Annotated in this window: 9 protein-coding genes; 5 read left to right on the top strand and 4 right to left on the bottom strand. The window is 64.7% G+C overall.

The window, feature by feature from the left end:
• The 4 genes from ACH4U7_RS52335 to ACH4U7_RS52320 all read right to left on the bottom strand — a co-directional run.
• Positions 1-3,569 (bottom strand): amino acid adenylation domain-containing protein (locus tag ACH4U7_RS52335; protein WP_398534809.1); only part of this gene is annotated, 3,569 nt, incomplete at its 3' end.
• Between the two features lie 99 nt (positions 3,570-3,668).
• The gene (locus tag ACH4U7_RS52330; protein WP_398534808.1) at positions 3,669-4,355 is read right to left on the bottom strand and encodes a thioesterase II family protein; all 687 of its coding nucleotides are present in this window, start codon (positions 4,353-4,355) and stop codon (positions 3,669-3,671) included.
• Between the two features lie 158 nt (positions 4,356-4,513).
• Positions 4,514-6,499 carry an ABC transporter ATP-binding protein gene (locus ACH4U7_RS52325; RefSeq protein WP_398534807.1) on the bottom strand — a complete coding sequence of 662 codons (1,986 nt, stop codon included), beginning with the start codon at positions 6,497-6,499 and terminating at the stop codon, positions 4,514-4,516.
• A 36-nt stretch (positions 6,500-6,535) separates the two neighbouring features.
• Positions 6,536-7,417 (bottom strand): TauD/TfdA family dioxygenase, encoded by an 882-nt coding sequence (locus ACH4U7_RS52320; protein WP_398534806.1) that lies wholly within the window; start codon positions 7,415-7,417, stop codon positions 6,536-6,538.
• A 562-nt stretch (positions 7,418-7,979) separates the two neighbouring features.
• Between ACH4U7_RS52320 and ACH4U7_RS52315 the strand changes: the two genes are divergently transcribed.
• The 5 genes from ACH4U7_RS52315 to ACH4U7_RS52295 all read left to right on the top strand — a co-directional run.
• Positions 7,980-8,225 carry an acyl carrier protein gene (locus ACH4U7_RS52315; protein ID WP_158104730.1) on the top strand — a complete coding sequence of 82 codons (246 nt, stop codon included), beginning with the start codon at positions 7,980-7,982 and terminating at the stop codon, positions 8,223-8,225.
• 2 nt (positions 8,226-8,227) lie between these two features.
• Entirely contained in the window at positions 8,228-9,472 is a 1,245-nt protein-coding gene (locus tag ACH4U7_RS52310) for a beta-ketoacyl-[acyl-carrier-protein] synthase family protein (protein ID WP_398534805.1), read from the top strand.
• Positions 9,473-9,516: 44 nt separating this feature from the next.
• Complete coding sequence (locus ACH4U7_RS52305; RefSeq protein WP_398534804.1) at positions 9,517-10,644, top strand: beta-ketoacyl synthase N-terminal-like domain-containing protein; 1,128 nt, start codon at positions 9,517-9,519, stop codon at positions 10,642-10,644.
• Between the two features lie 87 nt (positions 10,645-10,731).
• The gene (locus ACH4U7_RS52300; protein WP_089513805.1) at positions 10,732-10,950 is read left to right on the top strand and encodes an MbtH family protein; all 219 of its coding nucleotides are present in this window, start codon (positions 10,732-10,734) and stop codon (positions 10,948-10,950) included.
• A gap of 124 nt (positions 10,951-11,074) precedes the next feature.
• A partial coding sequence (locus ACH4U7_RS52295; protein WP_398534803.1) for an amino acid adenylation domain-containing protein occupies positions 11,075-15,999 on the top strand: 4,925 nt, incomplete at its 3' end.

Genomic DNA, 15,999 nt, shown 5'->3' with positions numbered 1-15,999 from the left:
TCGAACCACACCGCCTGAACCATCACCCCCGATACCGGCGACAACCGCCCGCGGGCGGAGTCCGCCTCCGCCGCGATGACCTCGTGCAGATCGTCGTCGGCCACACCGGTGACATCCACACGCCGCACGCACTGCGCGGCGTCGATCTGGCCGGCGGGCGGGATGTGCAGGTCCCAGGTGGAGTCGTCGTGGACGGTCAGACGGGCGCGGAGGGCATCGTGGTGGTCGAGGACGGTCTGCACCGCGGTCGTCAGATGCTCCACGCCCAGCCCGGCAGGCGCCTGGAGCAGGACACCCTGACTGAACCGGTCCACCCCACCACCCAGCTCACGCAACCGATGCATCACCGGCGTCAGAACAACACCACCCACCCCACCGCCGGGAGTACCGGTCCCGGCATCCATGGCACCAGGCTCTGCGGCGACCCGGGCGAGAGCTTCCACAGTCTTACGCTCGAACACATCCCGCGGCGTGAACACCAAACCCACCGCCCGCGCACGAGCAACCAACTGGATCGACACAATGCTGTCGCCACCCAGATCGAAGAAACCATCATCGATCCCGACGCCAGGAACCCCAAGAACCTCAGCGAACAGCCGGCACAACACCTCCTCCCGAGGTGTCCGCGCCACCCGCCCGGAAGCAGCCACCGCAACATCAGGAACAGGCAATGCCGCCCGGTCCAGCTTCCCGTTCCCCGTCAACGGCAGCCGCCCGAGCACCACCAGCGCCGAGGGCACCATGTAATCAGGAAGCCGACCTCTGACCCTCTCAAGCACCAGGGCCGTATCGACACCCGCCTCCACATCCGCGGGCACCACATAACCCACCAACCGCTTCTCACCAGGCCGATCCTCACGCACCACAGCAGCCGCCTGAGCCACCCCCTCAACCCCACCCATAGCAGCCTCGACCTCACCTAGCTCAATACGAAAACCACGCACCTTGACCTGGGTGTCGGTGCGGCCGAGGTGTTCGAGTGTGCCGTTGGTGTTCCAGCGGGCGAGGTCGCCGGTGCGGTACATGCGGGTGCCGGGCGGGCCGAACGGATCCGGGACGAAGCGTTCAGCTGTGAGGACGGGTTGGTGGAGGTATCCGCGGGCCAGGCCGGTGCCCGCGATGTACAGCTCTCCCGCCACTCCCGCGGGCGCAGGGCGCAGGGCATGGTCCAGGACGTAGGTACGGGTGTTCCACATGGGGCGGCCGATGGGGATGGTTCCGGTGCCCGACGCCCCGCCGGTGGGTGTGGGGATGGTGTGGTCGGTGGCGGCGACGGTGGTTTCGGTGGGGCCGTAGCTGTTGGTGACGGCGGTGTGGGGGTGGTGGGTGTGCCAGGTGTGGAGGGCTTCGGTGGGGAGGGGTTCGCCAGCGATGATGAGGCGGCCGGATGGCTGGTGGGCGGAATCGTCCAGGAGGGCGAGGTGGCTGGGGGTGATCTTGACCAGGCTGACCGGCTCGTTGTTGGGGTGTGGGGATGTGGGGGCGGAGTCCCAGGGGGCGATGTGGACCTGTCCGCCGCAGATCAGGGTGCCGTAGAGCACCGTGATGCCGATGTCGAAGGAGATGGAGGCGTGGGCGACGGTGGTGCCGGACAGTTCAGGGTATGCCTCGGTGGCGCGGGCCAGGTAGTTCACCAGGCCCTGGTGGGGGATGACCACACCTTTGGGCCGGCCGGTGGAGCCGGAAGTATAGATGGCGTACACCGGATGCCCCGGCAGCAGTACGCCCGCGCGGTCGGTGTCGCACACGTTTGTGCCGGACTGTGCGGCGATCCGCGCAGCCGTCTCCGCAGCATCCACCACCACGGACAGCTCGTCCCCGGCTGGCCGCCCGGCCAGAGCGGGCAGCAAGGTGGTTGTGGTGTCGGTGACCAGGAGCAGTGGATCGGCATCCCGCAGCAGGTAGCTGATGCGCTCCGCGGGCAGCTCGGGATCCACGGGCACATACCCCGCTCCCGACTTCATTACGGCCAGCAGCGCCACCACCAGGTCGACCGAGCGCGGCAGGGCCACCGCCACCAGCCGCTCAGGCCCGGCCCCCTGCCCGATCAGGTACCGGGCCAGCCGGTTCGCCCGCACATTCAACTCGCCATAGCTCAGCTCCTCACCCTCGCACACCACCGCCATCGCATCCGGAGTCCGCGCCACCTGCGCCTCGAACAACTCCGGCACCACCACATCCGGCACCGCATGCGCCGTGTCATTCCACTCGACCAGCAACTGCCGCCGCTCGGCCTCACCCAACACATCAATGCGCCCCACCGGCACATCCGGATCCGCAGCGATCGCCTCCAACACCCGCACAAAACGAGCAGCCATCGCCTCAATGGTGGTCTGGTCGAACAGGTCGGTGCGGTAGTCGAGTCGGCCGGTCATGCCGTTGGGAGCACCGTCTTCGGCGCGGTGTTCACCGAGGTTGAGCGTCAGGTCGAACCTGGCGGAGACGTCTTGTAGCGGCTGGTGAGTGATCTCCAGGCCGGGCATGGTGAGGTCTGGCCGGGTGTTGTTCTGGAAGGAGAGCATCACCTGGAACAGCGGATGCCGGGCCATCGACCGCTGTGGATTCAGCACCTCCACCAAACGCTCGAACGGAACGTCCTGGTGGGCGTAGGCGGCCAGGTCCGTCTCCCGGACCCGCTCCACCAGCTCGCGGAACGTGGGATCCCCACTGACATCCGTACGCAGGACCAGCGTGTTGACGAAGAAACCGACCAGATCATCCAGAGCATCATCCGTACGCCCGGCCACCGCCGTGCCGATCGGAATGTCACACCCCGCACCCATCCTCATCAACGACACAGCCAAAGCCGCCTGCACCACCATGAACACACTCGCACCGCTGCCCTGCGCCAGCTCCACCAGCCGTCCGTGCACCCCGGCCGGAACCCGCACCGTCACACTGCCACCCACATGCGACGCCACCGCCGGCCGCGGCCGGTCCACCGGCAACTCCAACTGCTCCGGTACCCCCACCAGAGCAGCGGTCCAGTAGGCCAGTTGCCGCGAGATCACACTGTCCGGGTCATCCTCACTGCCCAGGACCTCACGCTGCCACAACGTGTAATCCGCATACTGCACCTCCAGCGGCTCCCATCCCGGCACACCACCGGCCACACGCGCCGCATAAGCCAGCGACAGATCTCGCGCGAACGGCGCCATCGACCACCCATCAGCCGCAATATGATGTACCACCACCAACAACACAAACTCATCTGCACCCAGCACAAACAACCGCACCCGCAACGGCAGATCACACGACAGATCAAACCCAGCCCCCGCCTCCCTCACCAACAACCCAGCCAACTCACCCTCACCCACCCCCACCACGTCAACCACCTCAAACGACGGCACCGCCACCCCAGCCTCCACAATCCGCTGAAAGGGCTGCCCGTCCACCTGCGGAAACACCGTCCGCAAACTCTCATGCCGCCTCACCACATCACCCACCGCCAACCGCAACGCCCCCACGTCCAACCGCCCCCGCAACCGCAACGACAACGGCACGTTATACGTACCCGACAACCCCTCCAACTGACCCAAAAACCACAACCGACGCTGCGCAAAAGACACCGGAATCACAAGCCGTGTCCCTTCTTGATAATCGAGTAGGGAGAAGTCGTCGCCAGGGTGAGGATTGGCGGAGGTTGCGAGTGAACCTGCTGAGGCAGGCTAGTGATCCGCTGCGCGGACGAGATCGGAGACAAATCCCGGTTGGCAATCCGATAGATAGAAGTGCCCACCAGGGAAGGTCTGGAAGCGGAAGGCCCCTCGCGTCGATTGCGCCCATGCCCGCGCGCTGTCGAAGTCCACGTCGGCGTCCTGGTCACCCACATACGAGGTGATAGGCGCCGAAATCGATCTGACCGGCTGGGGGCGGTACGCCTCAAGTAGGCGGAAATCGGCGCGTATTGCCGGTAGCGCCAAGTCCCTGAGGTCCGGGTCGTCGAGCGCTTCCGCATTGCCGCCGTTTATCCTGCGGATTTCGGAGAGCAGGGCTGCGTCATCGTCGCTGACGGGCTCCCGCCTCATTGGCGTGTGGGGAGCCTCTTGTCCTGAGACGTACAGCATTCTCGGGCTGACTCCGAAGGTTCTTTCCAGCTGACGAGAGACCTCGAAGGCTACCGATGCCCCCATGCTGTGTCCGAAGAGAACGAAGGGGCGGTCGAGGAAACGCGACAGAGAATGGGTGATCCCGGCAACGAGTTCGTCCATGTTCTCGACGCAGGGTTCGGTGAGGCGTTCCTGTCGGCCCGGGTACTGGACGGAGAGCAATTCCACATCGGTCGGCAGGAAATCTGACCAAGAATAGAAAAAATTGGCGGAGCCGCCTGCGTGCGGGAAGCAGACCAAGCGCATGCGCAAGTTGCTTGAAGTTCTGTTCCGGCGGATCCAGCGATCTGTTGGATTGAAACCTGTGCTGAGCAACTTGTCCCCGTTTTTAGATGGCCTTTTCGATGTCGATTACGATGCCGATTACGACGTCGGTCTCGATGTAGGCTGCGATGCCGTTGTGTCTAGTCGGCTGCCGCGGCAACCTGCTCGAATTGCGCCTTGTAGAGCCGGGCGTAGGCTCCACCGGCCGCCAACAACTTCTCGTGTGTGCCCTGCTCGACGATCGAGCCGTCCTCCATCACCAAGATCGTGTCCGCATCGCGGATGGTCGAGAGTCGGTGAGCGACGACAAAGCTCGTACGGCCGTGAGAAAGCTGTGCCATCGCCTTCTGGATCAGTGCTTCGGTGCGGGTGTCGACCGAGCTGGTCGCCTCGTCCAGGACGAGGATCACGGGATCGGAGATAAAGGCGCGGGCGATGGTGATGAGCTGCTTCTCACCGGCGCTCACGCCCGCTCCCTCGTCGTCGAGGACCGTGTCGTAACCGTCCGGCAGTGTTCGGATGAAGCGGTCGGCATGCGCGGCACGCGCCGCCTCTTCGATCTCGTGGCGGGTGACGGATCGGGCGGAGCCGTAGGCGATATTGTCCGCGATGGTGCCACCGAACAGCCAGGTGTCCTGGAGGACCATGCCGATGCCGGCCCGCAGCTCCTCGCGAGGCATATGTGAGATGTCGACCCCGTCCACCGTGATCCGCCCGCCGGTCAGCTCGTAAAAGCGCATCAACAGGTTGACCAGCGTGGTCTTCCCGGCACCGGTCGGTCCGACGATGGCGACGGTCTGCCCGGGCGCGACGGTCAGCGACAGGTCCTCGATGAGCGGTCTATCGGGGTCGTAGCGGAACGATACGTTTTCGAATGAGACGCTGCCCTTCAGCCCTGCGGACCTGTCGGCCTCGAGCCCTGCGGACCCGCCGCCCTTGAGCCCTGTGGGCTCACTGCCCTTCAGCTCTGCGGAGCGGGCGGACGAGCCGGGTTCGGGCGATTGTTCCTCCGCGTCCAGCAGCTCGAAGATCCGCTCAGCGGAGGCGACCCCCGATTGCACCATGTTCGCCATCGAGGCCACCTGCGTCAGTGGCTGGCTGATTTGCCGTGAGTACTGGATGAACGCCTGCACCTCTCCGATGGACAGCGCACCGGAGGCCACCCGCAGCCCGCCCACGACCGCCACCAGCACATAGTTCAGGTTCGAGATGAAGAACATCAGGGGCTGCATGAGCCCGCTGTTGAACTGGGCCTTGAAACCGGCTCGGTAGAGCGCTTCGTTGTGTTCGGCGAACGCCCGGGCCGATGCCTCTTCGCGGCCGAAGGCCTTCACCAGGGAATGACCGGTGTACATCTCCTCGATGTGCCCGTTCAGCTTGCCGGTGGACTTCCACTGCTGAGCGAACAGCGGCTGCGACCGCTTCCCGACCCGCATGGCCACCACCGCCGACAGCGGCACGGTGATCAGCGCGACCAACGCCAGCAGGGGGGAGATCCAGAACATCATCCCCAGCACGCCGACGATGGTGAACAGCGAGTTGATGAGCTGGCCCATCGTCTGCTGCAGAACCTGATTGATGTTGTCGAGGTCATTGGTGGCCCGGCTGAGCACCTCCCCCCGCTGCCGTGTGTCGAAGTACGACAGTGGCAGTCGTGACAGCTTGGCCTGCACCTCCCCGCGCATCCGGAACACCGTTCGGTTGATCGCGCGGTTGGACAGCCGAGTCGCCACCGCCATCAGTAGCCCGGCCAGCAGAAAGACGCCGAGGGCGAGCAGTACGACGGAGCCCACCGCGCCCGAGTCGATGCCCTTGCCAGGCGTGAAGTCCACCCCGGACAGGACACCCACACCGTCCTCGCCCTTGGCTCGCATCTCGGCGATGGCCTGTTCTTTGGACACTCCACCGGGAAACTGGCGCCCGACCAGCCCGGCGAAAATCAGGTCGGTTGCCTCGCCGAGGATCTTCGGCCCCAATACGGACAGCGCGACGCTCGGCACGCCGACGAGCAGCATGGCGAAGACCGTGACCCGTTCCGGTTTGAACTGGGCAATAAGCCGTTTGCTCGACCCCTTGAAGTTCATCGAGCGCTGGTTCGGCCTTCCCGCGGCCGCTGATCGTGCCATCACCCGTCCCTCGACACTTTCAGTCCGAAGACACCGTCAGTCCGACATCGCGACCAACACCCGGCGTGGGCCGGCGAACGGCCGTCGCCCGTGGCCCACGAGCACGTTGTCGATGAGGAGCAGACTCCCGGCCTGCCAATCCACATCGACGGCCAGGCGAAGCCCGATCTCCTGGATATGCGTGATGTACTCGGCGGGGATGGGGCTGCCGTCGGCGAAGGTGACGGACTGCGGCATCTCGTCTTCGGACAACAACTCGGCCATCTCCCGGGCATCGTCGCCCAGGCCCGCGATGTGGAACTGATCAGCCTGGTTGAACCACACCTCGGTGTCGGTGACGGGGTGCCGTGTCGTGGCCGGGCGCAGTTGGCTGATCCAGAGAGTGCCGTCGCCCTTCCATTTCCAATCGGCTCCGGCCTTATCCAGGAACGCCTCGACCTCAGCGGGGTCCTCGGTCTCGAACGTGGCCTGCCAGCTCTTGCCGAGCCCGTAACCGTCGTGGAGGTTCTGAATGTACCGGACTCCTCCCGCGAACGCGTCTTGAATCTCGGGGTCTATGGACTCCAACCAGAGTTGTCCGTCGACCACAGGAGTGGCGCCGCCGCTGGTCGGGGCCTGCTCGCAGAAGAACAACAGGCGAGATGGCCAAGTGTGTGCGTACGACATCTCATTGTGCATAGAGATGGTGAACTCGGGCGGGTATTCGGTCGATGTGTAGACGTTCTGTCCGACTTTGGTACGCGGCGAGTTTCCATGGATGTACGCCAGGCGGCGAGGCAGGAGGGCGGTGGCCACCTCGTCATAGGACTCGGCGGTGATACCGAATCCACGGAAGACGAGCGCCTTCTCTTTCACCAGCAAATCGGTCAGATCGACCAGGTTTAACAGGTCGACCAGTCCGGCCGGGCTCGCTGACACACTCCCGCTGTCCGGAGTCAGTTCACGCGGTTGCCAACTCGGAGCTATCAACCGTCCGAATCCTCTCCAACGTGGCTGTCGCCCCACCGGGGACGCCCAGCCGATCCCAAGCAAGCCTGGCATGGCCTGAGTTGTGCGTAACTGACCCTACTGGCCTATCGGCTTCTGTGGAGGTTCCTCTCTTGTACAAGTTGAGCGAAGCGCCTGCCGTCAACTGCCGGAAGTGAAACTCGGGGTGAGCGGATGAGTGCGTGGGGTCAACCCGGGTTCTTGACATGGCGCCAAGCAGATGAAATGGGATGTCTTCGTTCAAGTGACCTGCATCCAGGGCAGATTGCGCGAGGAATCTGGAGAACTGGTAGACGAAGTGGCGCAGTTGCTGGATACACTGCGCCCGAGGGGGATGCCTGGAAGCGGTTGAGGCCTAAATGATCGGCGTTCATGCCGAGCCGTGTCCCGGAGAGAATCCTGCGGAGGATGACCGGGCCTGGTTAATCGCAGCGAACCAGCGCCTGGCCTGAGCCTGCCTGCAACCTTGTGTGCTGAGAGATGGGGGATCGCATTGTCTGACGACGAGCGCGAGGCGAAGGTCCGCGAGATCGTTGCTAACGTTGTTGAGCTGGATGAGTCGAGCCTCACCCGAACCGGCCTGCTCGTCGAAGAGCATGGTGCCGACTCACTCGATGCCATCGAGATTCTCACCCACCTTGAGACGACTTTTTCTGTTGAGATCGACCCCAAGGCGGCCTCGCGGATGGTCAACATTGACGCCATCCTGGAGATACTCGACGAATACGGAGCCAAGTAGCCTTGTCAACAAGGGAAGCTGACCCGAGTCGTCGCCGGGTGCTCCTCACCGGAGCGGGAGTGCTTTCCAGCGTTGGTAACGGGGTGACGGAATATAAAGATGCCTTGCGTGCCGGGCGTGTCGGCACCGCTCCTATCACCTTGTTCGATACCGCTGGATTTCAGTACGCGCGCGGCCACCAAGTATCCAATATCGATCTGACGGACCATATCCATCGGGTCCCGCTCGCGGACCTCGGCCGGGCATCACAGTTTTCGGTAGCGGCCGCACGCATGGCCGTGGCAGACGCCGAGCTGGCCGAAGAGGATCTACGGAGCAAGCGCGGCCTGATAGCGATCGGGACAACCGATGGCGAAGGCCATGACCTCGATCACTTGGCGGAGACGGCGCTCCGGCATGGGCCGGACCGCATGGAACCGGAGATCGCCCGCCGAGCCCCCGCCCTGAGCCTGTCGATGGCTGTCGCCAAGGAATTCAGGCTCTCCGACGTCGAAGTCTCGACGATTCCCACGGCCTGCTCCGCCGGTAACTACGCGCTGGGCAGTGGCCTTGACGCGGTGCGTTCAGGCGAAGTCGACTATGCGCTGGTAGGCGGAACCGACGGGCTGTGCCGCAAGAACTTCGCAGGATTTTACCGGCTCGGGCTGATCTCCCCTGACGAATGCCGCCCCTTCGACGCGGACCGAGAAGGGCTGCTGACCGGCGAGGGGGCCGGCGTCATGCTTCTCGAAAGCGAAGAGTCAGCGCTCGCACGGGGAGCGCATGTCTATGCGGAAATCCTGGGATACGGGCTGAACTGCGATGCGCACCATCCCACCGCACCCGAAGCGGACAGCGTCGCACGCTGTATACGCCTCGCGCTCGACGACGCGGACCTGAAGCCCGAGGACGTCGACCTCATCTCCGCGCACGGCACCGGCACCAAAACCAACGACCTCACCGAGACTCGGGCGATTCAGCAGGTCTACGGCGACAGCCCACCCCCGATGGTCGGCATCAAGTCCATGATCGGCCACACCATGGGGGCGGCGAGCGCCCTCGGGGCCATCGCCGGGGCCCTCGCCATCACGCACGGATTCATCCCGCCGACGGCAAACCACCGCCGGCCGGACCCGGAATGCCCCATCGACTGCGTCCCCAATCAAAGTCTCGACGCGGAGGTGCGAATCGTGCAGAACAACGGCCTTGCGTTCGGTGGGAACAACGCCGTCGTCATGCTCGGCAAATACACCAAAGATCCGCGTTGAGTCGCGCATCCCGCGTGCCTGCTTCTAGAGAGGGAACACCAGCGATGAGCGACGAGCCCGGCGGTCCGAATCAGATCTATATCTCCAGATGGTCGGCTGTTTCCCCCTTCGGAATAGGCAGCGCTGCATTCTCCGAGGGACTTCACGCCGGGCGAAAGACCGCAGCACCCCCGGATCCCGATGATTGGCAGACAGTCCCGGATACCAACATCTGCCTGGTTCCGCACTTCAACATACGAGAAGTTCTGGGAAAGAGCGGAACGCGCGTACTGGGGCGTGAGGCCGCCTTGGCGGTCACCGCGGTACGCGAACTTTTCCACGAGGCGCCCGAGGAAGCCCCGATATCCGGCGGGCCGAACATCGCCATGGTCATGGGCACCACCACCGGTACCCCCCAGGGCTATATGGACTTCACCAAGGCATCCCTGACCGGCCCCAAACCGCACCATGTGCCGGCCGCGCTCGCCCCGAACATGGTGATGAACCGCGCCGCTTCAGCCAGTGCCATCTGGCACCAGCTTCAAGGACCCAACAGCACCATCGCCGGCGGCCGGGCGGCCGCGCTGCTCGCTCTCAAATACGGGCAGCGACTGCTGACGCATCGGCGTGCCGAACGAGTGCTGTGCGGTGGCGTGGAGGAGTACTCGAACGCACGCTCGTGGCTGGAGTACCACCGGCGTGGGGGAGGGGACGTGGTCTTGGGGGAGGGGTGCGCGCTCCTGCTGTTGGAGACGGGAGCGTCACTGGCCTCTGGGCACCGTCCCGCCCTGGCCGAAGTCCTCGCGGTGGAGTTCCGCGTCAACACGGACGACGACCTCAGCGGCGTGCTCGGCGCATGTCTGCACGGCGCACTGGCCACTGCCAAGGCGACCTCGGACGACGTCTGGGCCGTGATGCCCAGCGGAATTGCCGGACCAGCGGGCGAAGAGGAAAACAGGCTTCTCGGAAGTCTCTTCGACCCCGCCGCACTCTCCCGCGCATCCGTCTCGGATCTGATCGGCGACACCTCCGCGGCCTCTGCGGGCTTCGACGTGATCGGCATGCTCAGCGCTGCCGCCCGCTCCCCGGAATCCGTTGGCCGTCTCGGCGTCGTCAACTCGATCGACCCCGATGGTTCGGTCGCTTGCGCGATCCTTCGACTGCTCGACGGCGTCCGGCAAGACCAACCGTAAGACAAAACCGTAAGACAAACGCGAAGGATGCCCGGCGGCAGTCGGCAGCGAAACCCGTCCTGTTATGCATTCGAGTGGAGGAAAGTCATGAGCAACCCGTTCGAAGACCCCGACGGCACATACCTGGTTCTCGTCAACGACGAAGGCCAGCACTCCCTGTGGCCCACGTTTGTGGAGGTACCGGCCGGATGGGTCTCCGTGCACGGCGAGGACAGCCGACAGGCGTGCCTCGACTACATCAACGAGCACTGGACCGACATGCGCCCTCGTAGCCTGGTCAAGGCCATGAACGAGGCGGCTTCGTAGACCAGACATGAACAAGCTTGTTGATGGGGACCTCTTCTCCGCCTCGGTCCCGCGTCCCCATCAACAAGCAGCAGTACACGCTGACGGAACAGGCGAACGGAATACACGGTCAAGGTGAGTGACGATGCCTGAAGGTCGGAACACACGTCGAGAACTGTCGACGGCCCAGTCGGGAATCTGGTTTGGCCACAAGTTGGATCCGACCGGCCGCTCATACAACGTCGGCGAATTCGTCGAAATCCACGGCGAACTGGACCTGACCCTGTTTCGCGAGGCTTTCCGTCACACATTCAGGGAAACGGAGGTGCTTCACGTCCACTTCGAGGAGGACGACGACAAGGTCTGGCAATGCATCCAGACCCCGTCGGATCCCGACCTGTCCGTCATCGATGTGTCGACAGAGCCGGACCCGATGGCGGCTGCGGAGCGATGGATCAACCAGGATCTGGCCCAGCCGGTAGAGCTGGGCTGCGGACGGCTGTACACGTTCGCTCTGTTCACCGTCTCTCAAGATCTGACGCTTTGGTATGCGCGAACCCATCACATTGTGGTGGACTCCTACGGCGGCGCCATATTCCAGCGCCGCCTCGCCGAGATATACAACGACTTGAGGAAAGAGGTTCCTTACTCGGCCAGGAGCCTCGGATCCTACGATCTGCTCCTTCGAGAGCAGTCGGAGTACCGCGTCTCCGAAAAATACTCAAGCGACCGGCAGTACTGGATCGATAAGTTCGCGGACCACCCGGACGCCGTCAGCCCAGCCGTCGGGAACGGAAACGCCCACGAGGGCGGAGATTTCCTCCGCTCGTCGGCCGACTTGAACCCCTCGGAAGCCGATCGCCTGCGTGCGCTGGCCCTCACCGCGCGCACAACCTGGTCGGTCGTCGCGGTCGCCGCCGTCGCGGCGTATCTGAACCGACTGTCGGGAAGCCGGGACCTTGTCTTCGGACTTCCCGTGATGGGACGCAAGAGCGCGAATTCAAGGATCACCCCGAGCACCGCCTCGGACGTCCTGGCCCTGCGCCTCACCCTGCGTCCGGACATGACCTTCACTTCGCTGATCGAGCAATCGACGCGCGAAGTTCGCGGATCTCTTCGTCGCCAGCGCTACAGGTCGGAAGAGCTCATCCGCGAGCTACGGTCTCTCGGCCGGGACCAGCCCCTGTGGAATGTCTCCGCGAACATCATCTCCTTCGATGAGGACATCTACTTCACCGACCGGCCCGTCATCCCGCACAACCTCTCCAACGGCCCTGTGCGTGACCTGTGCATCGTCGTACGCGGTGGAGATGACGGTTCCGGCATTTCCATAGACTTCGACGGAAACGCCGCGCTGTACAGCCGTGAAGAGCTGGAGCGTCTGCAGAGGAACTTCCTCCGGCTTCTCAAGAACCTGATCGCCGAGCCGGACACCGCCATCGGACAGGCCGACCTCCTGGATCCTGCCGAACGACGGCAGCTCCTTCACGGATGGAACGACCCGGTATACCAGAAGTCGGACGCGACGCTGCCGGAACTCTTCGAGGCACAGGCGCGGAGTGCGCCGGACGCTGTGGCCGTGGTCTTCGAAGGCCAGGAGCTGACGTACGGGGAGCTCAACGCGCGGGCGAACCGGCTGGCGCGGCATCTTGTCGCGCGAGGCGCAGGGCCCGAACGGCTCGTGGCCTTAGCACTGCCTCGGTCTGCCGAACTGGTGGTGGCGTTGTTGGCGGTGCTCAAGTCGGGGGCGGGATATGTGCCCGTCGACCCCGATTACCCGGCCGACCGTATCCGCGGAATGCTCCAGGACGCCGAACCCGCCCTGCTCGTCACGCGCAGCACCATCAACGACCGCCTGCTTCAGGACGCGGTCCGGCATTCGCCGGAGCAGACTCAACTCATCCTGCTCGACGAGGTCGAGACGGCGAAGTCCATCGAGGGCTGTCCGGATGCTGATGTTGCGGATGAGGACAGGGCGACGGCACTTCTGCCCCGACACCCGGCCTATGTCATCTACACCTCTGGCTCGACGGGCCGGCCCAAAGGCGTCGCGGTCACGCACGAGAATGTGGTCCGTCTGCTGTCGGCTACGAAGGACCGGTTCCAGTTCCAGGCCACGGACGTCTGGACCATGTTCCATTCGTATGCCTTCGACTTCTCCGTCTGGGAGGTATGGGGATCTCTCCTGCACGGTGGTCGCCTTGTCGTGGTCAGTTACACGGCAAGCCGTTCCCCGGACCTGATGCTCAAACTGATCCGCGACGAAGGCGTGACGATCCTCAATCAGACGCCTTCCGCTTTTTACCAACTGATGCAGGCCGAGGCCGAGGGGGAGGCTGGGGCTGGGGCCGGGGCCGGGGCCGGGGAAACGGCCCAGGATTGGTTCTCCGCCACCCGTTTCATCATCTTCGGCGGCGAAGCGCTCGACACGCGGCGGCTGACGGACTGGTACCAGCGGCATTCTGGTGAGCGCCCTGTCCTGGTGAACATGTACGGCATCACCGAAACCACGGTTCACGTCACCTTCGCTCCGCTCAGCGCGGCCTCCCCGGCCGGAGAAGTGGGCGTCATCGGCCGCCAGATAGCCGACCTCAGTGTGTATGTGCTGGATGCCGGACTGCAGCCGGTGCCGGTAGGCGTGGCGGGGGAGCTGTATGTGGCAGGGCCCGGCCTGGCGCGTGGCTATGTGAACCAGCCCGCCGTGACGGCGGAGCGGTTTGTGGCGAATCCGTTCGGCACGGCGGCGGGGTCGCGGATGTACCGGACGGGGGATGTGGTCCGGTGGCGGGCGGACGGGCAGCTGGAGTTCGTAGGGCGTGCGGACGCCCAGGTGAAGGTGCGCGGTTTCCGTATCGAGCTGGGTGAGATCGAAGCCGTTCTGGCCGCACAGGACACAGTGGCGCAGGCAGCGGTGCTGGTGCGCGAAGACCGTCCGGGCGACAGGCGTCTGGTCGGATACGTGGTGCCACCCGCCGACAGTGAGGTGCAGACCGACACGGCAGCCGTGCTGGGGTCCGTCAGGGATCGCCTGCCGGACTACATGGTGCCGTCCGCCTTGGTGGTGTTGGAACGCCTGCCACTGACGCCGAACGGCAAGCTGGACCGCAAGGCTCTGCCTGCCCCCGACCACGCGGCAACCATATCCGGGCGTGGGCCGCGGACACCGAGGGAGGAGGTTCTGTGCGGTCTGTTCGCGGAGGTGCTGGGTGTCGCCGAGGTTGGCATCGACGACAGCTTCTTCGCGCTCGGCGGACACTCACTGCTGGCCACACGCCTGATCAGCCGTATACGAACCACCCTGGACACCGACCTCAGCATCCGCGCCCTGTTCGAGGCCCCGACCGTGGCCGACCTGGCCGTACACCTTGAGGCGTCGACGGGGAACGCCGCCCAGGCCAAGCTCGGCGTGCGCGTGCGGCCCGAGGCGGTGCCGGTGTCCTTTGCGCAGCGTCGGTTGTGGTTTTTGGGGCAGTTGGAGGGGGTGTCGGGTACGTATAACGTGCCGTTGTTGTTGCGGTTGCGGGGGCGGTTGGATGTGGGGGCGTTGCGGTTGGCGGTGGGTGATGTGGTGGGGCGGCATGAGAGTTTGCGGACGGTGTTTCCGCAGGTGGATGGGGAGCCGTTTCAGCGGGTGGTGGGGGTTGGGGTGGCGGTGCCGTCGTTTGAGGTGGTTGATGTGGTGGGGGTGGGTGAGGGTGAGTTGGCTGGGTTGTTGGTGAGGGAGGCGGGGGCTGGGTTTGATCTGTCGTGTGATCTGCCGTTGCGGGTGCGGTTGTTTGTGCTGGGTGGGGGTGAGTTTGTGTTGTTGGTGGTGGTGCATCATATTGCGGCTGATGGGTGGTCGATGACGCCGTTGGCGCGGGATCTGTCGGTGGCGTATGGGGCGCGTTTGGGGGGTGGTGTGCCGGGGTGGGTGCCGTTGGAGGTGCAGTATGCGGATTACACGTTGTGGCAGCGTGAGGTGTTGGGGAGTGAGGATGATCCGGGGAGTGTGATTTCTCGGCAGTTGGGTTATTGGCGGGGTGTTCTAGCGGGTGTGCCGGAGCAGTTGGAGTTGCCGGTGGACCGGCCGCGGCCGGCGGTGGCGTCGCATGTGGGTGGGAGTGTGGGGGTGCGGGTGCCGGCCGGGGTGCATGGGCGGCTGGTGGAGCTGGCGCGGGGTGGTGGGGCGAGTGTGTTCATGGTTGTTCAGGCTGCTCTGGCTGTTCTGCTGGCCCGGATGGGCGCGGGTACGGATGTTCCGATCGGTACTCCGGTCGCGGGGCGTACGGATGATGCTCTGGATGATCTGGTCGGTTTCTTTGTGAACACGTTGGTGCTGCGTACGGATGTGAGTGGTGATCCGACGTTCCGTGAGTTGGTGGGGCGGGTACGGGAGACGGATCTGGGTGCGTTCGCGCATCAGGATGTGCCGTTCGAGCGGTTGGTGGAGGTGTTGAACCCGGAGCGGTCGATGGCGCGGCATCCGCTGTTCCAGGTGATGCTCTCCTTCCAGAACAACAGCCAGCCGGACCTCACCATGCCCGGCCTGGACATCACGGATCAGCCGTTGGGCGCGGTGGCGGTCAAGTTCGATCTGACGGTCAATCTCAGCGAGCTGCGTGCGGGGGATGGCAGTCCGGGTGGGTTGAGTGGGCATGTCGACTACCGGACCGATCTGTTCGATCCGGCGTCGATGGAGTTGTTGGCCGCCCGGCTGGTGCGGGTTCTGGAGTCGGTCACCACGGACCCGGACCTGCCCGTCAGCCAGATCGACGTCCTCGGCGACACCGAGCGGCACCAAGTCCTCACCCAGTGGAACGACACCGCACACCCGCTCCCGGACGCCCTGCTGCCCGAGCTCTTCGAAGCCCAGGTCGAGCGCACTCCGGACGCGGTCGCGGTTGTTTTCGAGGGTCAGGAGGTGTCGTACGGCGAGCTGAACGGGCGGGTCAACCGGCTCGCCCGGTACCTGATCGGGCGGGGGGCCGGGCCGGAACGGCTGGTGGCGGTGGCGCTGCCACGCTCGGCCGAACTGGTCGTCACCCTGCTGGCCATCCTCAAGACGGGTGCGGGATACCTCCCCATCGA

This window comes from Streptomyces sp. NPDC020845, from assembly GCF_044334165.1.
Lineage (GTDB): Bacteria > Actinomycetota > Actinomycetes > Streptomycetales > Streptomycetaceae > Streptomyces.
The sequence above is the reverse complement of the archived record's forward strand: the minus strand, read 5'-3'. Positions and strand labels throughout refer to the sequence as shown.

Excerpts from the sequence above, each read along its gene's own strand:
- ACH4U7_RS52325 (WP_398534807.1), bottom strand. The coding sequence starts at position 6,499 with ATGGCACGATCAGCGGCCGCGGGAAGGCCGAACCAGCGCTCGATGAAC.
- ACH4U7_RS52300 (WP_089513805.1), top strand. The coding sequence starts at position 10,732 with ATGAGCAACCCGTTCGAAGACCCCGACGGCACATACCTGGTTCTCGTC.
- ACH4U7_RS52330 (WP_398534808.1), bottom strand. The coding sequence starts at position 4,355 with ATGCGCTTGGTCTGCTTCCCGCACGCAGGCGGCTCCGCCAATTTTTTC.
- ACH4U7_RS52305 (WP_398534804.1), top strand. The coding sequence starts at position 9,517 with ATGAGCGACGAGCCCGGCGGTCCGAATCAGATCTATATCTCCAGATGG.